The 23,529-nt window shown below is 69.6% G+C and carries 26 protein-coding genes and 2 pseudogenes; 11 read left to right on the top strand and 17 right to left on the bottom strand.

The genetic code is table 11. The features are described from left to right. Nucleotides 1-49: 49 nt before the first annotated feature. Genes G4Q83_RS06055 through G4Q83_RS06045 form a run of 3 tightly spaced genes read right to left on the bottom strand, consistent with a single transcriptional unit; the run spans nucleotide 50 to nucleotide 2,249 of the window. Nucleotides 50-1,243 carry an efflux RND transporter periplasmic adaptor subunit gene (locus G4Q83_RS06055; protein ID WP_386273488.1) on the bottom strand — a complete coding sequence of 398 codons (1,194 nt, stop codon included), beginning with the start codon at nucleotides 1,241-1,243 and terminating at the stop codon, nucleotides 50-52. 11 nt (nucleotides 1,244-1,254) lie between these two features. After that, on the bottom strand, nucleotides 1,255-2,028 hold the full coding sequence (locus tag G4Q83_RS06050) for an SDR family oxidoreductase (RefSeq protein WP_128419936.1): 774 nt from the start codon (nucleotides 2,026-2,028) through the stop codon (nucleotides 1,255-1,257). Next, nucleotides 2,025-2,249, bottom strand: a complete 225-nt coding sequence (locus G4Q83_RS06045; protein ID WP_128419935.1) for a hypothetical protein — start codon at nucleotides 2,247-2,249, stop codon at nucleotides 2,025-2,027. The genes G4Q83_RS06050 and G4Q83_RS06045 overlap by 4 nt, the downstream gene beginning before the upstream one ends. Before the next feature lie 127 nt (nucleotides 2,250-2,376). Here G4Q83_RS06045 and G4Q83_RS06040 point away from each other — a divergent pair, with 127 nt between their 5' ends. After that, nucleotides 2,377-3,462: a LysR family transcriptional regulator gene (locus tag G4Q83_RS06040; protein ID WP_128419934.1), complete on the top strand. Its 1,086-nt coding sequence runs from the start codon at nucleotides 2,377-2,379 to the stop codon at nucleotides 3,460-3,462. Nucleotides 3,463-3,578: 116 nt separating this feature from the next. Here G4Q83_RS06040 and G4Q83_RS06035 read toward each other — a convergent pair whose 3' ends face one another. The 3 genes from G4Q83_RS06035 to G4Q83_RS06025 all read right to left on the bottom strand — a co-directional run bounded on the left by G4Q83_RS06035 (nucleotide 3,579) and on the right by G4Q83_RS06025 (nucleotide 7,362). Beyond that, on the bottom strand, nucleotides 3,579-4,274 hold the full coding sequence (locus G4Q83_RS06035; RefSeq protein ID WP_128419933.1) for a YiaD family glycine zipper/OmpA-like lipoprotein: 696 nt from the start codon (nucleotides 4,272-4,274) through the stop codon (nucleotides 3,579-3,581). A gap of 105 nt (nucleotides 4,275-4,379) precedes the next feature. Next, the gene (locus tag G4Q83_RS06030) at nucleotides 4,380-5,834 is read right to left on the bottom strand and encodes a WS/DGAT/MGAT family O-acyltransferase (protein ID WP_128419932.1); all 1,455 of its coding nucleotides are present in this window, start codon (nucleotides 5,832-5,834) and stop codon (nucleotides 4,380-4,382) included. Between the two features lie 103 nt (nucleotides 5,835-5,937). Then, complete coding sequence (locus tag G4Q83_RS06025) at nucleotides 5,938-7,362, bottom strand: cryptochrome/photolyase family protein (RefSeq protein WP_128419931.1); 1,425 nt, start codon at nucleotides 7,360-7,362, stop codon at nucleotides 5,938-5,940. Between the two features lie 898 nt (nucleotides 7,363-8,260). Between G4Q83_RS06025 and G4Q83_RS24025 the strand changes: the two genes are divergently transcribed. Further along, nucleotides 8,261-8,389 (top strand): hypothetical protein, encoded by a 129-nt coding sequence (locus tag G4Q83_RS24025; RefSeq protein ID WP_281401992.1) that lies wholly within the window; start codon nucleotides 8,261-8,263, stop codon nucleotides 8,387-8,389. A 99-nt stretch (nucleotides 8,390-8,488) separates the two neighbouring features. Here G4Q83_RS24025 and G4Q83_RS06015 read toward each other — a convergent pair whose 3' ends face one another. The 7 genes and pseudogenes from G4Q83_RS06015 to G4Q83_RS05995 form a co-directional block, all read right to left on the bottom strand. Next, nucleotides 8,489-9,907 (bottom strand): replicative DNA helicase, encoded by a 1,419-nt coding sequence (locus G4Q83_RS06015; RefSeq protein ID WP_128419930.1) that lies wholly within the window; start codon nucleotides 9,905-9,907, stop codon nucleotides 8,489-8,491. Between the two features lie 205 nt (nucleotides 9,908-10,112). Then, entirely contained in the window at nucleotides 10,113-10,667 is a 555-nt protein-coding gene (locus G4Q83_RS06010; protein ID WP_128419929.1) for an NADPH-dependent FMN reductase, read from the bottom strand. 76 nt (nucleotides 10,668-10,743) lie between these two features. Continuing rightward, nucleotides 10,744-11,345: pseudogene (locus tag G4Q83_RS06005) on the bottom strand (glutathione S-transferase family protein). A gap of 75 nt (nucleotides 11,346-11,420) precedes the next feature. After that, the gene (locus tag G4Q83_RS24485; RefSeq protein ID WP_246432427.1) at nucleotides 11,421-11,612 is read right to left on the bottom strand and encodes a hypothetical protein; all 192 of its coding nucleotides are present in this window, start codon (nucleotides 11,610-11,612) and stop codon (nucleotides 11,421-11,423) included. Nucleotides 11,613-11,659: 47 nt separating this feature from the next. Further along, nucleotides 11,660-11,767: pseudogene (locus tag G4Q83_RS24480) on the bottom strand (GNAT family N-acetyltransferase); the annotation flags it as partial. Next, entirely contained in the window at nucleotides 11,755-11,898 is a 144-nt protein-coding gene (locus tag G4Q83_RS23035; RefSeq protein ID WP_246432291.1) for a hypothetical protein, read from the bottom strand. The gene G4Q83_RS23035 and the pseudogene G4Q83_RS24480, both read right to left, overlap by 13 nt. A 100-nt stretch (nucleotides 11,899-11,998) precedes the next feature. Beyond that, the gene (locus tag G4Q83_RS05995; RefSeq protein WP_128419928.1) at nucleotides 11,999-12,814 is read right to left on the bottom strand and encodes a glycine zipper 2TM domain-containing protein; all 816 of its coding nucleotides are present in this window, start codon (nucleotides 12,812-12,814) and stop codon (nucleotides 11,999-12,001) included. Between the two features lie 173 nt (nucleotides 12,815-12,987). On the opposite strand from G4Q83_RS05995, the gene G4Q83_RS05990 reads away from it, so the two are divergent. Together G4Q83_RS05990 and G4Q83_RS05985 are read left to right on the top strand one after the other, a co-directional pair. After that, complete coding sequence (locus G4Q83_RS05990; RefSeq protein WP_128419927.1) at nucleotides 12,988-13,227, top strand: DUF6116 family protein; 240 nt, start codon at nucleotides 12,988-12,990, stop codon at nucleotides 13,225-13,227. A gap of 5 nt (nucleotides 13,228-13,232) precedes the next feature. Next, nucleotides 13,233-14,015 carry a TatD family hydrolase gene (locus tag G4Q83_RS05985; RefSeq protein WP_128419926.1) on the top strand — a complete coding sequence of 261 codons (783 nt, stop codon included), beginning with the start codon at nucleotides 13,233-13,235 and terminating at the stop codon, nucleotides 14,013-14,015. A 170-nt stretch (nucleotides 14,016-14,185) separates the two neighbouring features. Here G4Q83_RS05985 and G4Q83_RS05980 read toward each other — a convergent pair whose 3' ends face one another. Then, entirely contained in the window at nucleotides 14,186-15,019 is an 834-nt protein-coding gene (locus G4Q83_RS05980; protein WP_128419925.1) for a tRNA threonylcarbamoyladenosine dehydratase, read from the bottom strand. Nucleotides 15,020-15,095: 76 nt separating this feature from the next. Here G4Q83_RS05980 and G4Q83_RS05975 point away from each other — a divergent pair, with 76 nt between their 5' ends. Both G4Q83_RS05975 and G4Q83_RS05970 read left to right on the top strand, forming a co-directional pair. Then, nucleotides 15,096-15,533, top strand: coding sequence for a hypothetical protein (locus G4Q83_RS05975; protein WP_128419924.1), 438 nt, complete (start codon nucleotides 15,096-15,098; stop codon nucleotides 15,531-15,533). A gap of 129 nt (nucleotides 15,534-15,662) precedes the next feature. After that, the gene (locus G4Q83_RS05970) at nucleotides 15,663-16,142 is read left to right on the top strand and encodes a glycine zipper 2TM domain-containing protein (RefSeq protein WP_128419923.1); all 480 of its coding nucleotides are present in this window, start codon (nucleotides 15,663-15,665) and stop codon (nucleotides 16,140-16,142) included. 91 nt (nucleotides 16,143-16,233) lie between these two features. On the opposite strand, the gene G4Q83_RS05965 is transcribed toward G4Q83_RS05970, so the two are convergent. Further along, complete coding sequence (locus G4Q83_RS05965; protein WP_128419922.1) at nucleotides 16,234-16,449, bottom strand: cold-shock protein; 216 nt, start codon at nucleotides 16,447-16,449, stop codon at nucleotides 16,234-16,236. 260 nt (nucleotides 16,450-16,709) lie between these two features. Here G4Q83_RS05965 and G4Q83_RS05960 point away from each other — a divergent pair, with 260 nt between their 5' ends. Together G4Q83_RS05960 and G4Q83_RS05955 are read left to right on the top strand one after the other, a co-directional pair. Next, the gene (locus tag G4Q83_RS05960) at nucleotides 16,710-17,171 is read left to right on the top strand and encodes a DUF456 domain-containing protein (protein ID WP_386273489.1); all 462 of its coding nucleotides are present in this window, start codon (nucleotides 16,710-16,712) and stop codon (nucleotides 17,169-17,171) included. Nucleotides 17,172-17,301: 130 nt separating this feature from the next. Next, nucleotides 17,302-18,450, top strand: coding sequence for a phospholipase A (locus G4Q83_RS05955; RefSeq protein ID WP_128419920.1), 1,149 nt, complete (start codon nucleotides 17,302-17,304; stop codon nucleotides 18,448-18,450). A gap of 70 nt (nucleotides 18,451-18,520) precedes the next feature. Here G4Q83_RS05955 and G4Q83_RS05950 read toward each other — a convergent pair whose 3' ends face one another. Continuing rightward, entirely contained in the window at nucleotides 18,521-19,156 is a 636-nt protein-coding gene (locus G4Q83_RS05950; protein WP_128419919.1) for a glutathione S-transferase family protein, read from the bottom strand. Between the two features lie 84 nt (nucleotides 19,157-19,240). Then, a complete protein-coding gene (locus G4Q83_RS05945) occupies nucleotides 19,241-20,764 on the bottom strand; it encodes a fumarate hydratase (protein WP_128419918.1) in 1,524 nt (507 codons plus the stop codon). Between the two features lie 101 nt (nucleotides 20,765-20,865). On the opposite strand from G4Q83_RS05945, the gene G4Q83_RS05940 reads away from it, so the two are divergent. From G4Q83_RS05940 to G4Q83_RS05930, 3 genes are all read left to right on the top strand, one after another. Further along, on the top strand, nucleotides 20,866-21,753 hold the full coding sequence (locus G4Q83_RS05940) for an RNA polymerase sigma-70 factor (protein WP_128419943.1): 888 nt from the start codon (nucleotides 20,866-20,868) through the stop codon (nucleotides 21,751-21,753). A gap of 83 nt (nucleotides 21,754-21,836) precedes the next feature. After that, nucleotides 21,837-22,238: a carboxymuconolactone decarboxylase family protein gene (locus G4Q83_RS05935; protein WP_128419917.1), complete on the top strand. Its 402-nt coding sequence runs from the start codon at nucleotides 21,837-21,839 to the stop codon at nucleotides 22,236-22,238. Nucleotides 22,239-22,559: 321 nt separating this feature from the next. After that, complete coding sequence (locus tag G4Q83_RS05930) at nucleotides 22,560-23,465, top strand: dimethylarginine dimethylaminohydrolase family protein (RefSeq protein ID WP_128419916.1); 906 nt, start codon at nucleotides 22,560-22,562, stop codon at nucleotides 23,463-23,465. Nucleotides 23,466-23,529: the final 64 nt, after the last annotated feature.

Below are 23,529 nucleotides of genomic sequence, written 5' to 3'. Positions count from 1 at the left end.
GCGACCGGTCTACGACGCTGTGCGCGCCCTGGCGTCAGTCGGGGGCGACTCAGTCGAGGGCGACGGCCTTGCGCGCGGCCGCCGGCGAAGCCGTGGCCAGGGCCACAGGCTTGGCCTGCACCGGCATGCCGGGCATGAACACTTTCTGCACCCCGTCGACGATGACCCGGTCGCCGGGGTTGAGCCCGCCCTGCACGATGCGCAGGCCCTCGGCGCTGCGCCCCAGTTGCACGTCGCGGCGCTGCGCCTTGCCGTCCTTGTCGACGACGTAGACGTACTTGCGGTCCTGGTCGGTCAGCACCGACTTGTCGTCGATCAGCAGCGCGTTGAAGCGGCCGCTGCCGAGCAGGCGCACGCGCGCGAACAGGCCCGGGGTGAAATTGCGCTCGGCGTTGTCGAGCACGGCGCGGACGCGGATGGTGCCGGTGCTGCGGGTGATCTGGTTGTCGAGGAAATCGACCTTGCCGGCATGCGGGAAACCGTCCTCGCCGACCAGGCCGACCTGCACCGGCAGCTGTCCGTCGCGCTCGCTCGGCCGCTCGCCCTTGCGCGCCATCTGCGCGTAGCGCAGGAAGGTGCCTTCGTCGGCATCGAAGTACACGTACACCTTGTCCAGCGACACCAGCGTGGTCAGCACGCTGGCGCTGTCGCCGGCGCTGACCAGGTTGCCGGCGGTGACCAGGGCGCGGCCGGCATGGCCGTCGATCGGCGCGCGTACCTGGGTCCATTGCAGATTCAGGCGCGCGGCGTCCACCGCGGCCTGCGCGGCGAGCACGTCGGCCTCGGCCTGGTCGGCGGCGGCGTGGCGCTGCTCCCACGACTCGACGGAGATGGCCTGCTGGTCGGACAGCTTCTTGGCGCGCGCCGCCTCGCTGCCGCTGAGCTTGGACTGGGTCCGCGCCCGCGCCAGTTCGGCATCGGCTCGCGCCAGTTCGGCGCGGTAGCTGCGCGCGTCGATGGTGAACAGCACCTCGCCCTTCTTCACTTCCTGACCTTCGACGTAGTTGACCTTGTCGATATAGCCGGACACGCGCGGCCGCAGGTCGACATGCTCGACCGCCTCGACGCTGCCGCTGAACTCGTCCCACTGGCTGATTTCCTTCTGCAACGCAGGCGCGACGCCGACCGCGGGCGGCGGCGGCGGGCCCTGTTCGCCGGCCTTGCCGCCGCAGGCCGCCAGGGCCGCGGCCAGCAACGCGATCGCCAGCGGGCGCAAGGTACGCGACGTGGAGTGGAACGACATTGGAATCGGGTTCATGGAGAGACCTCATGAGTGGAGGAAAAAAAATGCGATGCGGTCATCAACGAGGTGCGTGGATGCGCGTGCCGGTGTTTGTCGATGTCGACCACGGCCTGGCCGGGCACGCCGCCCTCGGCCAGCAGCGACACCGCTGCCCGGCCCACGCCGAGCGTGGTGAACCATTCCGGGCAGTCGTCAGCGCCGGCCTCGGTGCGGCACACCGGATGGGTCAGCGACAGCAGTTGCACGCGCACGCCGAGCGGCTTGGCTTCTTCGTGCAGAACCTGGGCGAGCATGCGGATCGCGGCCGCGGCGACCGAACTCTCGCCGTGCCCGGCCCAGGCGCGTAGCGCGCAGGGGTTGCCGAGCAGCAGGTAGCGGCCGCCGCGCTCGGCCCGTGCCAGCAGCGGCAGCAGATGCCGCGCGGCCGCCAGTTGCGGCAGCAGGTCGGCCTCCAGGCGCCGGCGCAGTGCGGCCAGCGGTTGATCCAGCAGGCGCCCGGACCGTGGCGGGCTGCCGAGACTGGCGACCACGCCGGCCAATGGCCGCGGCCGCTGCGCCAGCGCCGCCGCCAGTGCCGCGGCGCCGGCATCGTTGCCGACCGAGCCCTGCAGCACGTCCAGCGCCGGTTCGTCGCCGTAGCGGGCGCGCAACGCACGCAGCCGGCCGCGATCGCGTGCCACCGCCAGCACCGGACTGCCGGCCTCGAGCAGCGCGCGCACCACCCCGCGGCCGATGTGGCCGGTGCCGCCGAGCACCAGGATCTCGGGATCCAACGTCCCGCTCACGGGACTTTTACTCCCGCAAACGGGACAATCGCAATGCGATCCAGCCGATCGCCGGCGCGCTGGCCGAGCCGCATGACGCTGCCGCCCTGACGGCGCGGAGGCGGGGTGAATTCGCGGAAAGCCTTCAATTGGCCGGCTTCCAGCGCGGCCATGAGCGTAACATGGGCCCGATCCGGGCGGCGGATGCCACCGAGACGTTGGAACAGCGTGCGCAACAGCATCGGGAGTGGCCTGGGTAGCGGCGAATGCTCAACAGGTTAGGCGCCAAAGCCGCACTTGATTAGTCCGAATTAAGGGGAATAATCATCCCGCCACCGGTCCAATTTCCCTATACCACAGGAACCCGCCATGACCCACGATCTGAACGACACCCTGATCTTCGTCAAGGTGGTCGAGCAAGGCAGCTTCATCGCCGCGGCCAACGCGCTCGGCCTGCCCAAGACCACCGTCAGCCGCAAGGTCCAGGACCTGGAGGCGCGCCTGGGTGCGCGCCTGCTGCACCGGACCACGCGCCGGCTCGGGCTGACCGAGGCGGGCGCCGTCTATCATGAGCATTGCCAGCGCATCGCCCGCGAACTGGAGGAAGCCGAAAGCGCGGTCGGACAACTGCAGGCCGGCCCGCGCGGCTGGCTGCGTTTCAGCGCGCCCTACTCCGCCGGCATTTCCTGGGTCGCGCCGATCCTCGGCGAATTCCACAAGCAGCATCCGGAAGTGCGCCTGGAAATGGTCATGACCAGCGACAAGGTCGATCCGATCGCCGAAGGCGTGGACGTGGCCCTGCACATGGGCGCGCTGCTGGATTCGACGATGATCGCGCGCAAGCTGGCCACCTTCCGCACCCAGGTGTTCGCCAGTCCCAACTACATCGAGCGCCATGGCGAGCCGCTGCACCCGGACGACCTGCAGCACCACCGCACGCTGGCGCTGAGCAATGGCCGCAACGGCAGCAACCGGCTCAGCTGGCCGCTGCGCAACGGCAAGCAGAGCGGCGAGTTCGCAATCCAGCCGATCCTGGTCGCCAACGATTCGGCCGCGCTGATCGGCGGGCTGGTCTGCGGCGAAGGCCTGGTGCTGGCCAGCGACGCGACGATCAAGCCGCTGATCGAGGCTGGCAAGGCGCGGCGCGTGCTCGGCGGCTGGGTCGGCCCGGACCTGGATTTCAATGCGGTGTTCCCGGGCGGGCGCATGCTGTCGCCAAAGGTGCGCGCCTTCGTCGATTTCCTGGTCGACAGGCTCAACTTCGACGTCAGCTACATGATGGCGCAGTGCCCGGCCAAGCTGGCCACGCAGCAGGCCGACAGCGGCGCCGAGTTCACTCTGTGCAGCGGCGTGGCGATGAACACCCAGACCTTGCCGCTGCCGCCGCAGCTGGCCGAGCTGCCGCTAGCGGACGCCGAACCGGCGCCGGAGCTGGAGGAAGAAGCGCTGGTCTGAGCGGGCGGCGGCTGGCTGCGCAAGACCACCGCCACGCGCCTGCATGGACACAGTGCGCCGCAACGCGAACGGGCCGCACCGGCGGCCCGTTCGCGTTGCACACCGGATGGACCGGCTCAGGAACGCAGCGGCACCACGCGGATCTCGACGCGGCGGTTCTGCGCGCGCCCGGTCTCGGTGCTGTTGTCGGCGATCGGGTACTTCTTGCCCGCGCCCAGCGTCTCGATGCGCTCGCGCTGCACGCCCTGCGCGGTCAGATACGTGGCCACCGAAGCGGCACGCTGCTCGGACAGACGCTGGTTCACCGCGTCGCTGCCGATGCTGTCGGTGTGCCCGACCACCTCGATCATGGTCTGGTTGTACTCGCCCAGGGTCGACGCGACGCCGTTGAGCGCCGAGTAGAACTGCGGCTTCAGCGTGGACCGGTTGAAATCGAAGGTGATGCCGTCGGGCAGGTTCAAGGTGATGTTGTCGCCGTCGCGGCGCACGTCGATGCCGGTGTTGGCGGTACGCTCGCGCAGCGCGCGCTCCTGGCGGTCCTGGTAATTGCCGATCGCCGCGCCGCTGAGCGCGCCGATGCCGGCGCCGATCATCGCGTGCTGGCGGCGCTCGGTGGCGCTGCTGCCGCTGAGCAGGCCGGCGGCGACGCCGACCGCGGTGCCGATCAGCGTGCCGCGGCCGGTGCGGTTCTGCTGCTCGGTCGGATTGCCGTACTGGTCGCGCTGCACGTAGGAACCGCCGGTGGCGCAGGCGGACAACACCAGCGCGCCGGCCAGCGCCACGGAAATGCCTTGGATGGCGGTACGTTTCATCGTGCTCTCTCCCGGAACCTGAATTGAAGTGGGAAAGCATAAACAGTCGTTCGCCAGACCGGGATGAACGGCGCGCGACCGGCGCGTCGTGCGAATGCACCACGTTCAGGAATGCGCCAGCAACGCGTCCACGTCCTCGGCGCGCAGCGCATGCTCCCAATCGCCCATCAGCGCCAGGTACAGCAGCTTGCCGAATTCGGCGCCGATCCGGCGCATCACCGCGTCCGGATCGGGAATCAACCGCGCATCGCCGATCAGGCCGAAATGCACGCGGTGGTTGTAGCTCATGATCGACACGCCGACCCCGATCGAGCCGGTCTGCGGCACCCAGAACATCATCTCGCGCACGCCGCTGCCGGCCAGGTACAGCGGCTGCTGCGGCCCCGGCACGTTGGTCGCCACCGTGCTCGCCTTGCGGCTGAACAGGTCCAGCGCCAGCGACTGCAGCGCCGCCGGCGCCATGCCGACCGCGGCCAGCAATCCGAACACCACCATCGCCTGGCGCGACTGCTTGAGTTGCCGCATCGCCGCGGCGACGCACTGCACGCGCCGCACCGGATTGGCCTCGCCCACCGGCAGGTCCAGGAACACCAGTCCGAAATGGTTGCCGAGCTTGCGCGCATGCTCCAGCGGGCGCAGGTTGACCGGCACCGTCGCGCGCAGGGTCACCCCGTCCAGGCGTTCGCCGCGCTCGAGCATGTAGTGGCGCAAGGCGCCGGCCACCGTCGCCATCAGCACGTCGTTGACCGTGCAGTCGCAGGCGCGGCCGACTGCCTTCACTTCGTCCAGGTCCAGCGGCTCGGCCCAGGCCGCGCGCTTGCTGACGCCCAGGCGCCCGCGCAGCAGGGTCGGCGGATCGTCGGACAGCAGCAGCGCGTTGGCCAGCTCGCGGCCGATCAGCCCGCCTTCCTTGGCCAGCATCGTCGCCAGGTTCGGGGCCTGGTACATCTGGCGGCCCTTGTCGAGCACGCGCCCGCCCAGTTTCAGGTAGCGGTCGATGGCGCCGACCCGGCGCACCACGTCCTTGCCGTCGTCTTTCAGCCAGGCACGGCCCAGCTGTGCGGACGGCTCCGGAACACGCTGCATGTCGGTCAGCGACAGCAGCACCTGCACCAGCGCGATGCCGTCGGCGTAGCTGTGGTGGATGCGCGCCACCAGCGCCGAACCGCCTTCGTAGCGTTCGATCAGGTGGAACTGCCACAGCGGCTTGGTCTTGTCCAAGGGCGTGGACGCCATCTGCCCGGCGAAGCGCTCCAGCGCCTGCTTGCCGCCGCGCCCGGGCAGGGCCGACAGGCGCACGTGCCAGTCCAGGTCGAAATCGTCGTCGTGCTGCCAGTAGGCGCCGGTGGCGGTGTCCACCGGCTTCTGCTGGAATCGTGGGAACGCCAGGAAGCGCTTGCGCACCAACTGCTTGAACCGCTGCAGCGACAGCGGCTCGTCGAGCATCAGCACACCGGTGATCATCATCGGATTGGTCGGCCGCTCCATCCGCAGCCAGGCGGTATCCACACGCGACATCGGTTCGCGCCGCGGCTTGCGGCGGGCTGTGCTGGCGGCCATGCATCCTCCTGTGCCCGGCCCGAGTGAATCATGGGCCGGCGAAGGGCGTCAATGGCAGCGCCAGGCTCGGCGCTGCCACGGACCCATGCCGCGAGGGGCGCGCTCAGCCCGCGCCGCCGGTCGCGCGGTATGCGGCCAGCGCGGCATCGCGCCCGGCGGCCAGGTCCACGATCGGCTGCCGCGGATAGTGCGGCGCGCTGGCGGCCAGGCGCTGCGGCGACAGCCACGGCGCGAAGCGTTCGGCCACCGGCAGCGCCGCCAGTTCCGGCACCCAGCGCGCGATGTAGCGCCCGTGCGCATCGAACTTCTGCGCCTGGGTCACTGGGTTGAACACGCGGAAGTACGGCGCGGCGTCGGCGCCGGTGCCGGCCACCCACTGCCAGCCGAGCGTGTTGTTGGCCAGGTCGGCGTCGACCAGCGTGTCCCAGAACCAGCGCGCACCCTCGGACCAGTGCACGCGCAGGTGCTTGCACAGGTAGCTGGCGACGATCATCCTCACCCGGTTGTGCATCCAGCCGATGTGCCACAGCTCGCGCAGGCCGGCATCGACGATCGGCACGCCGGTGCGGCCGCGCTGCCAGGCCTGCAATTGCGCCGGGTCCGGCGCGGTCCAGCGGAAACGGGCAAAACGCGGATTGAGGTTGTGCTCGGGCGTGGCCGGGAAATGGTGCAGCAGGTGATGGGCGAAATCGCGCCAGCCGAGCTGGCGGATGTAGCCGTCGATCGCCGCGCCGGTGGCGGCGCTGCGCTGCTTTTCCAGTTCGGCGACGATCCGCCACGGCGCGATCTCGCCGAAATGCAGATGCGGCGACAGCCGCGAGGTGCCCACTTGGTCGGGACGGTCGCGGCCTTCGACATAACCGCGCAGGGCGCCGTCGACGAACACCTCCAGCGCCTCGTGCGCGCCGGCCTCGCCCGGCTGCCATACCTCCCAGAAGCCGCGGTCCCAGCCGAGCGCCGGCGCCAGGCCGAGCTGCGCCAGTGCCAGGCTTTGCAGCGCCGCGGGCGGCGGCGGCAGGGTCTGCGGCGCGGGCAACAACGCCGGCACCTGCCAATGGCTCAAGGCGCTGCGCCAGAACGGCGTGAACACCTTGTACGGCCCGCCCTGCTGGGTCGCCAACTGCCACGGCTCGAACAGCAGCGCGCCGTTGTGGCTGTGCACCTGCAGGCCCTGCTCGCGCAGTTCGCGCTTGAGCCTGGCATCGCGCGGCTGCGTGGCCGGTTCGTAGCGGCGGTTCCAGTACACCGCGACCGCGCCGCACTCGGCGATCAGCTCGCGCAGCACGGTCTCGGCCGGACCCTGGCGCAGGATCAGCCGCGAGCCCAGTGCCCGCAGTTGCGCATCGAGCGCGGCCAGCGAACGCTGCAGCCAGCTCAGCGATGCCGCGCCGGCGGCCCACGCGCCTTCGTCGCCAGGGCTGTGCAGATACACCGGCACGGGCGTGTGCCCGGCTGCCAACGCCGCGTGCAGGGCGGGCTGATCTTGCAGGCGCAGGTCGCGCCGGAACCAGACGATGGCGTAGCTCATGCACACGCGAAGGGCAGCCAAGGACCGGCCATGATACCCAGCGGCCGCGTCGCCACCATGCGACGGAGCGCGGCGCGGCGGCACATCCCGGACACCCGCAAACCCAGGCATCGGGGTCGCCCCGGACCTGCCGTAGGACTGTCCACCGCCGTAGACATCATCGGCGAGCATGCGCACGCGCCGCGGGGCGCCTGCTACGCTTCTATGCAGGCGCCGTCATGTCGAAGCGGCGCCGCTACCGCGTCTGTTGGGGTGGATTCCCGGGGTAAGGAGTCCATCCAGGTTTTTGCTGCAGCGCACGCGACACGGACGTTCACCGTCTCGCGCGCATCGGGAAGTCCGCCATTGCATCTCCGAACCCACGACCGTCGTGGTTGGCGAGCGCGTGGGCGCACCGAGGCCCACACAGTCCGCGCCGGCCCTGCCCCCAGGCCGACGCGCTGCTGCAGCCAGCAAACACCGCAGTCCGGTCGTGCCCGTCGCCGACATTCGCAACGATCATCAGGAGAGCAACGAAGATGGACAAAAGCATCGGAAAAGCCGTACTGGCGCTGGCGCTGGGTCTGGCCGCACCGCTGGCGATGGCCTGCACCACTGGACCTGGGGAATTCCAGAACGAAATCGGAATCGACGACGGGCGGGAAGCCTGCGGAAGTCCGGGCGGCGTCAGCACCCCGGTCTATGTGCTGCAGGGCGTGATCCAGAACCAGGGATACGAAGCGGACGGACGTCCGGCAGGCGGCAAGCGGCTGAAGATCCGCGCGTATTCGCGTTTCGCCAACGCCAGCAACGGCCGGGTCGACGCCGACTACATCAACGTGCGCTGCAACGCCTACGACCCCATCGGCAAGGGCTACACCACCGATTACGACAGGGAAAGCAACGGTGCCCTGGCGACGTGCACTTCAAGTCGAACTTCGTCTACGGCATCTATCGCAAGATCACTGTGGTCTGCACGCATCACGCGAGGTTCGGCGTCAACAGCTACGACGCCACCAGCAGCGCGGAATTCATCATTCCGATGTGACCGCAGCCGGGCGGACGCTGCGCCCCGCCGGCGCCCGGAACGCTCCGGGCGCCGTACCCGCAGCGGATGCGCAGCGCGGCCGATACCGCCGTCCCCGTGCTATTCGAACGCGCCCACCGAATCGTGCGCGAGGTTGTCGAAGCGGGTGTATTCGCCGAAGAACTTGAGCTTGCACGAACCGGTCGGACCGCCACGGTGCTTGCCGATGATGATCTCGGCCAGGCCCTTGTCCGGCGAATTCTCCTTGTTGTAGTAGTCGTCGCGGTAGATGAACACGATCATGTCCGCGTCCTGCTCGATGGCGCCGGATTCGCGCAGGTCGGCCATCACCGGACGCTTGTCGGTGCGCGTTTCCAGCGAGCGGTTGAGTTGCGACAGCGCGATCACCGGCACGCCCAGTTCCTTGGCCAGGCCCTTGAGCGAACGCGAGATCTCGGAGATCTCGGTGGCGCGGTTCTCGCTGTTGCCGGGCACGCTCATCAGCTGCAGGTAGTCGATCACGATCAGCCCCAGGTCGTGCTCGCGCTTGAGCCGGCGCGCCTTGGAGCGCAGGATCTCCGGCGACACGCCAGGCGTGTCGTCGATGAAGATCTTGGTTTCCTTCAGCATCTTGATCGCGCCGGTCACCCGTGCCCAGTCCTCGTCCTCGAGCTGGCCGGTGCGCAGGCGCTGCGCGTTGATGCGGCCGTTGGAGGAAATCAGGCGCATCGCCAGCTGCGAGGCCGACATTTCCATCGAGAACACCGCCACCGCTTTCTTCGACTTGATCGCCGCATACTCGGCGATGTTCAGCGCCAAGGTGGTCTTGCCCATCGCCGGGCGCGCGGCGAGGACGATCAGGTCGGTCGGCTGCAGGCCGGCGGTCATCGCGTCGAAGTCGCTGTAGCCGGTGGCCAGGCCGGTGATGTTGCCGCCGTTCTCGAAGCGGCTGCGCAATTCCTCGAACGCGTCCTTCAACGCGCCCGGCATCGCCACGAAGTCGCTGCGCCCGCGCGCACCTGCCTCGGCGATCTTGAACACCGCCTGCTCGGCGCTGGCCAGCAGTTCCGAACTCTCGCGGCCCTCGGGCTGGAAGCCGTCGTTGACGATGTGGGTGCCGACCTCGATCAGCTGCCGCAGCACCGCCTTGTCGCGCACGATTTCGGCATAGGCGGCGATGTTGGCCGCCGACGGCGTAGTGCTGGCCAGCTCGACCAGATAGGCGCCGTCGCCGACCATCTCCAGCTTGCCCTGCGACTCGAACCACTCGCCCAGCGTCACCGCGTCGAACGGGCGGCCCTTTTCGGCCAGCTCGCGGATCGCACGGTAGATCAGTTGGTGGTCGCGGCGATAGAAGTCGTTGTCGGTGAGCTGGTCGTTGACCCGGTCGTAGGCGTCGGGCGCCAGCATCAGGCCGCCGAGCACTGCCTGCTCGGCCTCGATCGAATGCGGTGGCACGCGCAACTGGTCGATGCGCGGTTCGCTGCGGTCGCCGCGCTCGCTTTTGCGGTCGCCGCGGTAGCCGGGACGGGCGGACATGGGCTGGATCTTCTCTCTGCAGGCGCGGGCGGCGGGCGCCGCGCACGGCGCGGCCCGGTCGGGCATCTTAGTCAGCGCGGCGCGGCGCGGCCAGGGACAAGTCTGTGGACAACCCGTTGAGAACTGCGCCTGCCGCGCGCCGCTGTCGCCCGACCGAGCGTGGCCGGTGCACGTCGCAGCGGCTGCGACGGCGCCCGCCCTGCGTTCAGGCCTGCAACTCGTCGACCCAGGCAACGAACTTGTCGACGAACCCCTGCAGAAACTTGCGCGTGTCCTCGTTGCCGATGCTGCCGTCGGCCTCGATCAGCCCCTCCTTGAACTGCACGAACACTTCCGGCTGGCCCAGCACCGGCATGTCCAGGTAGGCCAGCACGTTGCGCAGGTGCTGCTGCGCCAGCGCCGTGCCGACCGCGCCGACCGAGACCCCGCACACCGCCGCCGGCTTGCCGGCGAAGGCATTCTCGCCATAAGGGCGCGAACCCAGGTCGAGCGCGTTCTTGAGCACGCCGGGAATCGATCGGTTGTACTCGGGCGTGACGAACAGCACCGCGTCGGCGTCGCTGATCTGCGTCTTCAGCCGCTTGCCCTGTTCGGGGTAGTCGTGGTCATGGTCCTGATTGTACAGCGGCAGATCGCCGATTTCCACGTACTCGAAGCGGGCGCGGTCGCCGGCGAACTTTTCCAGCGCCAGCGCCAGGCGCCGGTTGAACGACGCCTGGCGCAGGCTGCCGACGAACACGGCGATGCGGTACTGATTCATGGCGGACTCCTGATCGATTCAATGAGGCTTGCAGCCTAGCGGCGGGCGCGGTGCGACCAGGTGAACGCGGCAGGCATCAGCCACCGGCGATCGCCAACCGCGCCAACACCGCGGCCGGCAGCGGCAAGGCGACGAAGCCGGGCGTGGCGCGTACCCGCTGCAGTCAGTCGCACAGCCGCCGATAGCGGTCCAGCGCGATGCCGCCATCCTCGGCGCAGATGGTATAGGCGAACAGCGCGGTGTCGGCCGCACCGTAGCCGGGGCGGATGAATCCGGGTTGCACCCGCAGGTGCTGCTCCATCACCGCCAGCACCTGTGCGGCGGCGGCGCGCAGCCGCGGCAGCGCGGCGCGGGGCGGCGAACAAGAACCGCGCCACCGCCACATACGGCTCGGCTGTACTGCTCGGAGAACAGCCAGTTCAGGGCCTGCGCGCGCTGCCAGCGTCGCTCGGCAGATACGCGGTGCCTTCGGCGAGCCTGCACAGGAGGGCTTGGACTCGGCCAGCACGCGGCCGTCCTGGCGCTCGAGCAGCGGCACCTTGCCGTTGGGGATTGTTGGCCAGGTACTGCGGGGTGCGCGTCTGGCCGCTGGCGCTGTCGATCTCGACCCAGCGATAGCCGCAGCCGCGCTGGTCCAGCAGCCGCCGCACCTTTTCAGCAGTTGCCGGACAGCGCCATGCGGTACACGGTCAGCGGAAAACGTTCGAAGGCATCGCCGGCTCCTGCCGCAGGGTGAAAAGAACCGCGTGCCGCTCAGCACCGCGCCAGCCAGTCTGCGCACCACTGCCCCCACACTTCCACCTCGTGCGCATGCAGCGGCTCGGGCAGGCGATCCTGGCGCAGGTAGCGCGAGCCGAGCTTGGCCGCCACCGACTTGGAATTGGCATTGTCGGCGCCGATGGTGTGGATCGCCTCGGTCCAGCCCAATTGCGCGAACGCCACCACGCGATCGACGCACGCGCCGCTTCCGGCGCATAGCCCTGGCTCCAGGGCGCGCGCGCGATCGAGCAGCCGATCTCCGGGCCGGGCCGGGCATGCGGCTGCCACGGCCCGACCTGGCCGATCCACTGCCCGCTGCGCTTCTCGATCACCGAAAACATCGAAAACCCCTGCAGTTGCCGCTGGCATCGACGAAGCGCGCCACCGCCTGCCGGATCGCGCGCTCCTCTTCGCTCAGCGACTCGCTCAGCAACGCAGTCACGTTGAACAGGTCGTCGCAAGGCAGCGGCATGGCGATACTCGGCGGGCGGAACCCGCATTAGTATCGGCCGTCGCCGCGGCCCGGAAAACGCGGCACCAGGCCGGCCTTTTGCCGATGTCGCCGAGCGGGCTCAGCGCGGGCTGACCGTGTCGCTGGCCGCGGCGGTCTGGGTGACCAGGCGCCCGTCAAGCACCGGCAGGCGATCGCTGCTGGGCTTGTCGTCCATGCGCACGGTCTTCTCCTGGCCGTCGTAGCGATAGGTGACCTGGTAACCCTTGACCACGTCGTTCTTGCCCATGGCGATGCGGCTGCCCGGCTTGCTGTCCATGCGCATGCTGCCGGTGCTGCCGTCGTCGTTGCGGTAGGTCACGTTGTAGCCGGTGATCCGCGACGACTCGGCGGTGCTGTTCTCGGTGTGGCACTGGCGCTCGGTGTGGTCCACCACGCGGCCGCCGACATGGTTGCGGTCGACCCGGTTGCCGATGAAACCGCCGGCCACCGCGCCTGCCGCGGTGGCGGCCTTGCGTCCGTTGCCGCCGCCGATCTGGTTGCCGAGCAGGCCGCCGACCACCGCACCGATCACGGTGCCGCCGACGTTGCCGTCGCGCTCGGGCAGGCGCTCCTGCACCACCACGTCGTTGCACACCTCGCGCGGCGTTGTAATGGTGGAGGTCTCGCGCAGCGGCTCGGTGCCGATCACCTGCGCATAGCGCTGCTCCTTCTGCGTGATCGGATCGATCCGCACCACGTCGGCGTATTCCAGCTTGCCGCCGACGCCGTTGTCGGCGACCGCGTCGCCCCCCGGGGCGGCGCCCAGAGCCGGACGCGCGTTGCCACTGCCGGTGAACTCCGGCTTGTCGCGGTTGTTCATGAAGGCCGCGGTGGCCACACCGCCGACCAGCAATGCGCCAGCCGCGACCAGAATGGTTGTCGTATTGCTTTTCATCGTTGCTCTCCTGCGGGCTGGCCGCGTTGTCCACGGTGCTGTGATTAGCATGCGCAAACTGAACCGATCCGTTCCCTATTCAGCGATGCTCTGCGGCGCGGCCTGGCGCGATCGCGGCAACGGCGCCATATCAACCGTGTTAGCGTTTCCATCCACTGGCCGGAGGACTGTCCATGCCCAACCCGATCATGCTGCCTTTGCTGCGCTGGGCCGGCAAACTGCGCTACCCGACCCTGTTCAAAGTGACCGCCGGCCTGTTCCTGGCGAGCATGCTGTTGCCCGACCCGATTCCGTTCCTGGACGAGATCGTGTTCGGCCTGGGCACCTTGCTGCTGGCCAACTGGAAGCGGCGCACGCCCACGCCCGGCACGCCGCGGCCGGTCGTGGCGGATGCACCGCGGGTGCGCCGCTAGCGTCGATGCAACTGATCGACAGCCATTGCCACCTCGACGCCAACGCGTTCGACGGCGACCGTGCGGCGGTGGTCGCGCGCGCGCAAGCGGCCGGCGTCGCGGCGCAGGTGGTACCGGCGGTGACCGCCGCGGCATGGCCGAAGCTGCGCGAGGTGTGTGCCGCCGCCGATCTGTACCCGGCCTACGGCCTGCACCCGCTGTTCCTGGACCGGCACCGGCCGGCGCACCTGGCGCTGCTGGCCGAATGGATCGCGCGCGAACGGCCATGCGCGGTCGGCGAATGCGGGCTGGACTTCTTCGTCGACGGGCTGGACGCGACGGAGCAGCATCGCTACTTCGACGGCCAGCTGCGACTGGCCCGCGAGTTCGACCTGCCGGTGATCGTGCACGCCCGACGGGCGGTGGACGCGGTGATCCTGGCGATCCGCAAGGTCGGGCGCCTGCGTGGCGTGGTCCACAGCTTCGCCGGCAGCGCGGAGCAGGCGCGGCAACTGCAGTCGCTGGACTTCCTGATCGGCCTTGGCGGCCCGGTGACCTACCAGCGCGCGCAGCGCCTGCGGCGGCTGGCGGCCGAACTGCCGATGCCGCAGCTGCTGCTGGAGACCGACGCTCCCGACCAGCCCGACGCCGACATCCACGGCCAGCGCAACGAACCTGCGCGGCTGCGCACGGTGTTGGACACCATCGCCGCGCTGCGCGGACAGCCGGCGGCCGAGATCGCCGAACAGACCACACGCAACGCGCAGCGCCTGTTCGGCCTGGACCGGATCGCCGCACCGCTGCACTGAGACGGCGTCGCGCCCGGCTCTTTCGACGCGGCGGCAGCCTAGCGCGGGCCGCGCTCGCCGCCGCGGCTCACCTCGCCGCCGGCGTTGCCGGCGCAATGCACCCGACAAGCGCGGCAAGGACGAACGCAGCAAGCGCGCATCGCCCGCGATTGCGGCGCCGCGGTACGGGGCTACCCTGCTTGCAACGCCGCCGCGGTCGCGACTGGCGCCTGCTCCCGTTTCGGCTTCAACAGTATCTCCAGCGCCTTGCCTGCCGCGGCGAACGCGAACGCGCCGGTGACATGCGTGGCCGCGCCCAGCCCGGCACCGCAGTCCAGGTTCAGCACTGCGTCCGGCCCCAACTGCGGCCGCAGCCCGCAAACGCTGCCGTCGGCCTGCGGGTAGCGCACGTTCTCCAGCGAGTACACCGCCGGCACGCCGAAATAGCGCTGCGGGTTCTTGGGGAAGTTGAACTCGCTGCGCAGTTTCCTGCGGATCAGTGCCAGCATCGCGTCGTGTTCGGTCCGCGACACGTCGCGCACGCGCACCAGGGTCGGGTCGGTGCGCCCGCCGGCCGAGCCCACGGTCAGCAACGGCAGCTTGCGCCGGCGGCACCAGGCGATGGTCTCGACCTTGACCCGGAAGCTGTCGCAGGCATCGATGACCAGGTCCAGGCCGGTATCGAGCAGTGCGGCGATGTTGGCCGGGGTCAGGAACGACGGCAGCGCCAGCGCCTCGATCGCGGGATTGATCGCCACGCAGCGCTCGGCCATGGCCTGCGCCTTGTTGCGCCCGTAGTGCCCAGCCAGCGCCGGCAACTGGCGGTTGGTGTTGGACACGCAGATATCGTCGGCATCGATCAGGGTCAGCTGCCCGACCGCCGAGCGCGCCAGGGCCTCCACCACCCACGAGCCGACCCCGCCCATGCCGACCACGGCCACGCGGCAACGCGCCAGGTGCTCGATGGTGCCGCGCCCGTACAGCCGGTCGATGCCGGCGAAGCGCTCACGCAGTTGTTCGTTCATGCGCGCAGTCTATTGCATCGGCGATGCGCGCCGACGGCGCGTACCATCCGGGGTCCGCCGCCGATATGCCCGACGCATGGCCAGCCCGCCCGCTCCCGCCTCCGCTTCCTCTGCCTCCCGCTACCTGTTCGTGCTGTGCGCCGGCGTGCTGGTCGGGCTGGTCGCCGCGACGATGGCGATGCGCGCCCTGCAGGCGCGGCAGGATCGGTTCCCGCACGCGCTGATGCAGGTGATGGACAGGCAGGTAGCGCTGCTGCAGCGCAGCCGTGCGCACGATCGCTGCGCCGCCGCCGACCTGCAGGCACGCACGCAGGCGCTGCAGCTGCTCGGCAACGACTTGGAAACCGCGTTCCCCGCGCTCGCCGACGACAGCCGCTTCCTGCAACACGCCGACGCACTGCGGACGACGCTGCGAACGGCGCAGGCGACGCTGCCCGGCAACTGCGCCGCGCTCGACCGGCTGGTGCAGCGCATCGACGACGACTGCGACGCCTGCCACCGCGATTTCCGCTGAATTGCCCCTGACCCTGCGCTGCGCCACGGACGACCAACGCGTCCGATTAGCGCTGCATTCACGTGGCGGCGGACAGGATGCCTGCGACTGCGGCCCGGCCGCCTTCATTCACCGTCGAGGAGAGAACCCATGAAGATGCATCTACCGGCCACCGCCGCCGTCGCCGTCCTGGCATTGGCCGGCTGCGCCACGTCCCCCGGCTATGGCGGTGGTTACGGCGGCGGCTACAGTCAGCCGTCGCGCGGCTATGCGAACACCCGTTGCGCCGACTGCGGCATCGTCACCCGCATCGACACGGTGGCTTCCGGGCGCACCGCACCCACCGCCACCGGCGCGATCCTCGGCGGCATCGTCGGCGCGGTCGCCGGCCATGAGATCTCCGACCATACCGGCGGCAGCAAGGGCAATCAGAACGTGTCGGCCGTCGCCGGCGCGGCGGCCGGCGCGCTGGCCGGCAACCAGATCCAGAAGAACGTCACCAGCGACACCTACGACGTGCACGTGCAGATGGACGATGGTCGGGTGATCGTGGTCAACCAGCGCGATCTGGCCGGGATCGGCGAGAACACCTACGTGCGCGTGGTCAACGGCCGCGTGGTCGCGCGCTAGGCGTACGGTTCCTTAGCTGCAAAGCGAAAAGGCCCGCAACGCGGGCCTTTTCCATGGGCGCGGCGGTGGCGTGCGACCACCGCGCCGGGGTTCAGACCGGCTGCACCGCGTCGGCCTGCAAGCCCTTCTGGCCCTGTACCACGGTGAAACTGACCTTCTGGCCTTCCTTCAGGCTCTTGAAGCCCTGGGTCTGGATGGCGCGGAAGTGCACGAACACGTCCTCGCCGTTCTGGCGGCTGATGAAGCCGAAGCCTTTGGCATCGTTGAACCACTTCACGGTGCCGTTTTCGCGATTGCAGGTAGTCATGGACTTACTCCTTGGAACACGTCTCAGGGGTGGGTACGCCGGGGGTTCGGCGGCTGGTTGCAAGGAGGAAGCGAGGTATAACGCTGTAGCGGATCGGATGGATCTACCGCATCGGGCCACGATTCACTGTGACCTTTGCAAACGCAGCGGCTGAAACTTACCCCGGCCAAAATGAAAATGCAATCAGCAAAAACACCCTGTCTGTCAACCCCAAAATCGCTCCTGGAGACCGCCGCGTGGATCCTACGTTCATCTACCATATGATCGCCGGACTGCTGGTGTTCTTGGGGCTGGCCGGGGTGGTGCTGCCTGCCCTGCCGGGGATACCGCTGATGTTCGCCGGGCTGTTGCTGGCGGCATGGGCCGACGGCTTCCAGCGCGTGGGCTGGGTGATGCTAGCGGTGCTCGGCGTGCTGACCCTGCTGTCGTTCCTGGTCGACTTCCTGGCCACCGTGTTCGGCGCCAAGCGCGTCGGCGCCAGCCCCAAGGCGCTGTGGGGCTCGGTGCTGGGCGGGGTGGCGGGGTTGTTCTTCATGCCGGTCGGCCTGTTCGTCGGCCCCTTCGTCGGCGCCCTGGCCGGCGAATACTGGCATGGCCGGCAACTGCATCGCGCCACCAAGGTCGGCCTCGGCACCTGGTTGGGCATCGTCCTGGGCACCGCCGCCAAGCTGGCCCTGGCGCTGGCGATGGTCGGCCTGTTCGCGGCGGCCTGGCTGTTCTGACCCGGCGCCATGCGCGGCACGAGATGAACGTGTGATGACCCCGTTGTGGCGGCTGCTGTATTTTCGCAGCCGGCTATTCACATCGGCAGCGCACCACCCGCCCGCGCCGCCTGTTTCCGAGAGACCCTGCATGATCCATCGCCCGGCCCGTCCCCTGTTGCTGCTGTCCTTGGCGGCGATGCCGCTGGCCCACGCCCAGGAAGTGATGCCCACTCCCGCCTCGCCCGAAGCCTGCGTCGCCATTACCAGCGACGCCGCGCGCCTGTCCTGCTACGACCAGGCGCTGTCGCACCGGGCCGATCCGCAGGCCGCCGATGCGGCGGCGAAGATGGCCAGCGAGAGCCAGAAGCAGCAGCGGGATACGTCGATCCCGCAGGACGCCGGCCTGGCCGAGCGCACCCGCCAGCGCGCCGCCTCGCTGTTCAAGGACGACCGCTACGACGCCACCATCGCCAACGCCGGCAAGGGTTCGCTGCTGGACAGCCGCTGGGAGCTGGCCAGGGATTCCAAGTTGGGCAACTTCCAGCTGCGCGCCTACAAGCCGGTGTACCTGCTGCCGGCGTTCTGGACCAGCAAGAAGAACGAGACCCCGTCCTCGCCGAACCCGAACAACACGGTGACCACCGCCGAGCCGCTGGACAGCATCGAAGCCAAGTTCCAGCTCAGCTTCAAGACCAAGATCGTGGAGAACATCTTCGGCGACAACGGCGACCTGTGGGGCGCCTATACCCAGAGTTCGCGCTGGCAGGTCTACAACAGCGAGCAGTCGCGGCCGTTCCGCGAGACCAACTACGAGCCGGAACTGGCGCTGGTGTTCCGCAACAACTACAGCCTGTTCGGTTGGAAGGGACGGATGACCGGGATCCAGCTCAACCACCAGTCCAATGGCCGCAGCGACCCGCTGTCGCGCAGCTGGAACCGGGCGATCCTCAACATCGGTCTGGACCGGGAGAACTGGGCGCTGGTGCTGCGTCCATGGTACAGGCTCCCGGAAAGCAGGCGTCAGGACAACAACCCGGACATCGAGGACTACATGGGCCGCGGCGACGCGACCTTGACCTACAACCGCGGCGGCCACGAGATCTCGCTGATGGCGCGGCATTCGCTGCGCAGCGGCGATCGCTCGCACGGCGCGGTGCAGCTGGACTGGGGCTTTCCGATCAGCAACCTGCTGCGCGGCCACGTGCAGGTGTTCGACGGCTACGGCGAAAGCATGATCGACTACAACCATCGCGCCACCTACGTGGGCCTGGGCGTGTCGCTGCTGGAGTGGTACTGAGGCCTGACAGGCGCGACGCCGGCATCGCGCGGCGGCCCTCCGTGGCCGTCGCGCGACACTGCCGCCGCGCTCAGGTCCAGTCGGTCAGGCCTTCGCGGCGGCAGGTTTCCTGGAACGCAGGACGCGCCTTCATCCGCTGCGCATGCGCCTGCAACGCCGGCCAGGCATCGCTGGGCCGCGGCATGTTGCGCGACCAGCGCATCATCATCGTCAGCATGAAATCGGCCGCCGACAGCTGCGCGCCGAGCAGGTACGGACCGTTCGCCTGCAGGTGCCGCGCAACCTGTTCCCACGCCGCTTCCAGCTTCTGCCGCGCCTGCGCCTTGCTCGCCTCCACGTTGTCGGCACCGGCCGGCTCGTCCGGATAGAACCAGGCACGGTACGCCGGCTGCAGCGTGTTTGCGCAGAACAGCATCCAGCGGTAGTACTCAGCGCGCGCCCGGCTGCCGGGCGGCGGCGCCAGCCCGGCCTGCGGATGCAGGTCGGCCAGGTGCAGCACGATCGCCGCCGCCTCGGTCAGCACCTGCCCGTCCAGCACCAGGGTCGGCACCACGCCGGCCGGATTGAGCCGCAGGTACTCGGGCGCTTTGTGCTCGCGCCGATCGAAGTCCAGGGCGTGCAGGGTATGCGGCACCTCCAGCTCGATCAGCAGCCAGTGCACCACCAGGGCGGCGGTGCTGGGCGAGTAGTACAAGGTGGCGCTCATGCGATCTCCTGGTGGGTCGCCGGAGCCGGGCGACACGGCGGCGGCAGTCTCGCATGCCGCGCCGTGCCCGCGCGCGGCGCCGGCTCAGGCCGGCTCGACCACCACCGGGATCTTGCCGATGCGCGCTTGCCATTCACGCGGGCCGCTCTTGTGCACCGACGCGCCGCTGGCATCCACCGCCACGGTGACCGGCATGTCCTTGACCTCGAATTCGTAGATCGCCTCCATGCCCAGGTCTTCGAACGCCAGCACGCGCGCGGCCTTGATCGCCTTGGACACCAGGTAGGCCGAGCCGCCGACCGCCATCAGGTACACGGCCTTGTTGTCGCGGATCGCCGCGATCGCCGCATCGCCGCGCTCGGCCTTGCCGACCATGCCGAGCAGGCCGGTCTGCTCCAGCATCTGCCGGGTGAACTTGTCCATGCGCGTGGCGGTGGTCGGGCCGGCCGGGCCCACCACTTCGTCGCGCACCGGGTCGACCGGGCCGACGTAGTAGATGAAGCGGTCGGTGAAGTCGACCGGCAGCGCCTGGCCACGGTTGAGCATGTCGATCATGCGCTTGTGCGCGGCGTCGCGGCCGGTCAGCAGCTTGCCGTTGAGCAGGATCACCTCGCCCGGCTTGAAGCGGGCCACTTCCTCGCCGGTGATGGTGTCCAGGTTCACCCGGCGCGCGTTGCTCGGGTTGTAGGTGAGCGTGGGCCAGTCTTCCAGCGACGGCGGCTCCAGCATCACCGGGCCGCTGCCGTCCAGGGTGAAGTGGGCGTGGCGGGTGGCCGCGCAGTTGGGGATCATCGCCACCGGCAGATTGGCGGCGTGGGTCGGGTAGTCCTTGACCTTGATGTCCAGCACCGTGGTCAGCCCGCCAAGGCCCTGCGCGCCGATGCCCAGCGCGTTGACCTTCTCGTACAGCTCCAGGCGCAGTTCCTCGGCGCGATTGGACGCGCCGCGCGCCTGCAGGTCGACGATGTCGATCGGCTCCATCAGCGCTTCCTTGGCCAGCAGCATCGCCTTCTCGGCGGTGCCGCCGATGCCGATGCCGAGCATGCCCGGCGGGCACCAGCCGGCGCCCATGGTCGGCACGGTCTTGAGCACCCAGTCGACGATCGAGTCGGAGGGATTGAGCATGACGAACTTGCTCTTGGCTTCCGAGCCGCCGCCCTTGGCCGCGACGATCACCTCGACGTAGTCGCCCGGCACGAGCTTGGCGTTGACCACCGCCGGGGTGTTGTCGCGGGTATTGGCGCGCTTGCCGGCCGGATCGGCGAGCACGCTGGCGCGCAGCTTGTTGTGCGGATGGTTGTAGGCGCGGCGCACGCCCTCGTTGACCATGTCCCCCACGCCCATCGTGGCGTCGTCCCAGCGCACGTCCATGCCGACTTCCAGGAACACGGTGACGATGCCGGTGTCCTGGCAGATCGGCCGGCGGCCCTCGGCGCACATGCGCGAGTTGATCAGGATCTGCGCGATCGCGTCCTTGGCCGCAGGCGACTGTTCGCGCTCGTAGGCGGCCGCCAGGTTCTTGATGTAGTCGACCGGATGGTAGTAGCTGATGTACTGCAGCGCATCGGCGACGGACTGGATGAAGTCTTCCTGCTTGATCGAGGTCACGGCTGGCTCTACGGCTGGCGGGGGGAAACCGGGCTATTTTAGGGCAAAGCGGCCGACCCGCCCGCTGTCACGCCGGCATGCCCTGTTCCGTCCTGGTCGCCATGCATCCCGATCCGACCTTCGAGTCGCAACGTCCCAGGCTGTTCGGCCTGGCCTACCGGTTGCTCGGCAGCCGCAGCGACGCCGAGGAGGTGGTGCAGGATGCATGGCTGCGCTGGCAGGCCGGCGACCGCGCCGCGATCCGCGACCCCCAGGCCTGGCTGGCGACCGTCGCCACCCGGCTCGGGCTGGACCGGCTGCGCGCCGCGCGCAGCGCCCGCGTCCACTACACCGGCCCGTGGTTGCCCGAGCCGCTGGAGATCGCCGAGGAAGCCGACCCGGCCGAGCGCCATGCGCGCGCAGAGCAGGTGTCGGTGGCGTTCCTGGCGCTGCTGGAGCGGCTGGGCCCGGACGAACGCGCCGCGTTCCTGCTGAAGGAGGCGTTCGACTACGACTATGCGCAGATCGCCAGCCTGCTCGGCCACGCACAGGCCAATTGCCGGCAGTTGGTGCACCGCGCCCGCAAACGCCTGAAGGCCGAGCGTCCGCGCTTCGCGGTCGCGCCGGAGCGGCACCGCCAGCTGTTGGAGCGCTTCATGCACGCCGCGCACAGCGGCGAGCGCGCGGCCATCGTGGCCCTGCTCGACGCCAATGCGCGGCTGCTGTCCGACGGCGGCGGCAAGGTCGCCGCCAGCCTGCGGCCGCTGCTCGGCGCCGAGCGCATCGCCAGGCTGTATTGGGCGGTGGCGCGACGCAGCCTGGGCCTGCAGGTGCGGATCGGCTCGGTCAACGGCGAACCGGCGATCCTGCGTTTCCAGGGCGGGCGGCTGCATTCGGCGACGCTGGTGGTGATCGCGCGGGACCGCATCATCGAAGTGCTGACGCTGATGAACCCGGACAAGCTGCCGGCGTTGGCCGGACCGCGTTCGCCTGCGCCGGTGGGCGCCTGACGCAGACGCGGCTGTCACGCCCCTGCGCGCTGCCGCGTCCTTGCAGCGAAGACGGCGACTGCGGCCGTCATGGCACGCGCCCCATGCACTTCCATCGCATCGACTACACCCGCCACGAACCCGGCGCCTTCCGCGCCCTGCTGGCCGCCAGCCAACACGTCCACGATGGCGTGCTCGGCGCGGAACTGGCCGAACTGGTGTTCCTGCGCGTCTCCCAGCGCAACGGCTGCACATACTGCATCGACATGCACGCCACCGCGCTGCGCAAGGCCGGCATCGAGCCGCGCAAGCTCGACACCGTCGCCGGCTGGCACGAGAGCCGGTTCTTCGACCCGCGCGAACGCGCGGCGCTGGCGTGGGCCGAGGCGCTGACCACGCTGCCGTCGGGCGCACCGCCGCAGGCCGCCTACGATGCCCTGGCAACGCACTTCGAGGACCGCGGGATCAGCGCACTGACCATGGCCATCGCCGTGATCAATGCCTAGAACCGGCTCGGGGTGGGCCTGCAACCGGCGCTGCCGTGAGCGCAGCAGCGGGCGGCATGGCCGCCCGGCGGTCATGCCGGCCGCAGGATGCCTGGGGCCGGACCACGCGGTCGGCGCCGGCCGATGCCGCCTCGCTCCGACCGCCTGCCGCCTGTTGCCGGATACCTGCTGCCGTCGCCGCGGATCGCGCCCGCGGCGACGACCGCCCGGGCGCGCGGACATGTCTGCGCAACACGCCGCCGCTAGTGTTCGCGCAACCCCAGCGCAGAACGAGGCCGGCATGATAGCGTCCGCGCAACTCCAGCGTAGAACAAGACCGGCATGATCAAGAAATTCCTGGCGGGCAGTACCGCCTCGGACGGCGAGAACCCGACGCTCGCCGAGCCGGAGACACAGGCGTGCGCCGCTGCCCGCGCCGGCCATCGCCTGCTGATGTGCGCGCCGCAGCACTTCGCGGTGGACTATGTGATCAACCCCTGGATGGAAGGCAACGTCCACGCCGCCAGCCGCGAACGCGCGCAGGCGCAATGGAACGCGCTGGTCGCTGCGGCGGAGGCGGCAGGCGCGCAGGTCGAGCGGATCGATGCAGCGGCCGGGCTGCCGGACATGGTGTTCAGCGCCAACGCCGGCCTGGTGCTCGGCGAGGGCTTCGTGCCCAGCCGTTTCCGACATGCCGAACGCCGCGGCGAGGAAGTGCTGTTCGCCGAATGGTGCCGCCGCGCCGGCTTCCGCATCCGCGCACTGCCCGAGGACCTGTACTTCGAAGGCGCCGGCGACGCGCTGCTGGACCGCGGCGCGCGGCGCCTGTGGATGGGCCACGGCCATCGCAGCGACCTGGCCGCCGCGCACGAACTGGCCGACCTGCTGGACATCGACGTGCTGCCGCTGCGCCTGGTCGACCCGCGCTTCTACCACCTGGATACGTGCTTCTGCCCGCTGCGCGACGGCTACCTGCTGTACTACCCGGCCGCATTCGACGACGACGCCCAGCAGGCGATCGCGCGCCGCATCCCGCGGGCGCAGCGCATCGCGGTCGGCGAAGCCGATGCGCTCGCCTTCGCCTGCAATGCGGTGGACCTGGACGAACGCCTGCTGCTCAATCGCGCCACGCCCGCGCTGTGCGCGGCGCTGGCCGGGATCGGCTACCAAGTGGTGCAGACCCCGCTGGACGAATTCCTCAAGGCCGGCGGCGCGGCCAAGTGCCTGACCCTGCGCCTGGACGAGTGAGCCCGGGCCGACGCCGGCGGCGCGGCATTGCCGTGCGCAAGCAGGGCTGCACCGGCCGCGGGCC

The sequence above is a fragment of the Xanthomonas theicola genome, assembly GCF_014236795.1.
In the GTDB taxonomy this organism is placed as follows: domain Bacteria; phylum Pseudomonadota; class Gammaproteobacteria; order Xanthomonadales; family Xanthomonadaceae; genus Xanthomonas_A; species Xanthomonas_A theicola.
The sequence above is the reverse complement of the archived record's forward strand: the minus strand, read 5'-3'. Positions and strand labels throughout refer to the sequence as shown.

Excerpts from the sequence above, each read along its gene's own strand:
- G4Q83_RS23035 (WP_246432291.1), bottom strand. The coding sequence starts at position 11,898 with ATGCCGCTGCCTTGCGACGACCTGTTCAACGTGACTGCGTTGCTGAGC.
- G4Q83_RS05990 (WP_128419927.1), top strand. The coding sequence starts at position 12,988 with ATGCCCAACCCGATCATGCTGCCTTTGCTGCGCTGGGCCGGCAAACTG.
- G4Q83_RS06030 (WP_128419932.1), bottom strand. The coding sequence starts at position 5,834 with ATGGCCGCCAGCACAGCCCGCCGCAAGCCGCGGCGCGAACCGATGTCG.
- G4Q83_RS06040 (WP_128419934.1), top strand. The coding sequence starts at position 2,377 with ATGACCCACGATCTGAACGACACCCTGATCTTCGTCAAGGTGGTCGAG.
- G4Q83_RS06010 (WP_128419929.1), bottom strand. The coding sequence starts at position 10,667 with ATGAATCAGTACCGCATCGCCGTGTTCGTCGGCAGCCTGCGCCAGGCG.
- G4Q83_RS05950 (WP_128419919.1), bottom strand. The coding sequence starts at position 19,156 with ATGAGCGCCACCTTGTACTACTCGCCCAGCACCGCCGCCCTGGTGGTG.
- G4Q83_RS06025 (WP_128419931.1), bottom strand. The coding sequence starts at position 7,362 with ATGAGCTACGCCATCGTCTGGTTCCGGCGCGACCTGCGCCTGCAAGAT.
- G4Q83_RS05980 (WP_128419925.1), bottom strand. The coding sequence starts at position 15,019 with ATGAACGAACAACTGCGTGAGCGCTTCGCCGGCATCGACCGGCTGTAC.
- G4Q83_RS06015 (WP_128419930.1), bottom strand. The coding sequence starts at position 9,907 with ATGTCCGCCCGTCCCGGCTACCGCGGCGACCGCAAAAGCGAGCGCGGC.
- G4Q83_RS05975 (WP_128419924.1), top strand. The coding sequence starts at position 15,096 with ATGGCCAGCCCGCCCGCTCCCGCCTCCGCTTCCTCTGCCTCCCGCTAC.
- G4Q83_RS05960 (WP_386273489.1), top strand. The coding sequence starts at position 16,710 with ATGATCGCCGGACTGCTGGTGTTCTTGGGGCTGGCCGGGGTGGTGCTG.
- G4Q83_RS06055 (WP_386273488.1), bottom strand. The coding sequence starts at position 1,243 with ATGTCGTTCCACTCCACGTCGCGTACCTTGCGCCCGCTGGCGATCGCG.
- G4Q83_RS05970 (WP_128419923.1), top strand. The coding sequence starts at position 15,663 with ATGAAGATGCATCTACCGGCCACCGCCGCCGTCGCCGTCCTGGCATTG.
- G4Q83_RS05955 (WP_128419920.1), top strand. The coding sequence starts at position 17,302 with ATGATCCATCGCCCGGCCCGTCCCCTGTTGCTGCTGTCCTTGGCGGCG.
- G4Q83_RS05940 (WP_128419943.1), top strand. The coding sequence starts at position 20,866 with ATGCATCCCGATCCGACCTTCGAGTCGCAACGTCCCAGGCTGTTCGGC.
- G4Q83_RS05965 (WP_128419922.1), bottom strand. The coding sequence starts at position 16,449 with ATGACTACCTGCAATCGCGAAAACGGCACCGTGAAGTGGTTCAACGAT.
- G4Q83_RS06045 (WP_128419935.1), bottom strand. The coding sequence starts at position 2,249 with ATGCTGTTGCGCACGCTGTTCCAACGTCTCGGTGGCATCCGCCGCCCG.
- G4Q83_RS05995 (WP_128419928.1), bottom strand. The coding sequence starts at position 12,814 with ATGAAAAGCAATACGACAACCATTCTGGTCGCGGCTGGCGCATTGCTG.
- G4Q83_RS05930 (WP_128419916.1), top strand. The coding sequence starts at position 22,560 with ATGATCAAGAAATTCCTGGCGGGCAGTACCGCCTCGGACGGCGAGAAC.
- G4Q83_RS05935 (WP_128419917.1), top strand. The coding sequence starts at position 21,837 with ATGCACTTCCATCGCATCGACTACACCCGCCACGAACCCGGCGCCTTC.
- G4Q83_RS06035 (WP_128419933.1), bottom strand. The coding sequence starts at position 4,274 with ATGAAACGTACCGCCATCCAAGGCATTTCCGTGGCGCTGGCCGGCGCG.
- G4Q83_RS05985 (WP_128419926.1), top strand. The coding sequence starts at position 13,233 with ATGCAACTGATCGACAGCCATTGCCACCTCGACGCCAACGCGTTCGAC.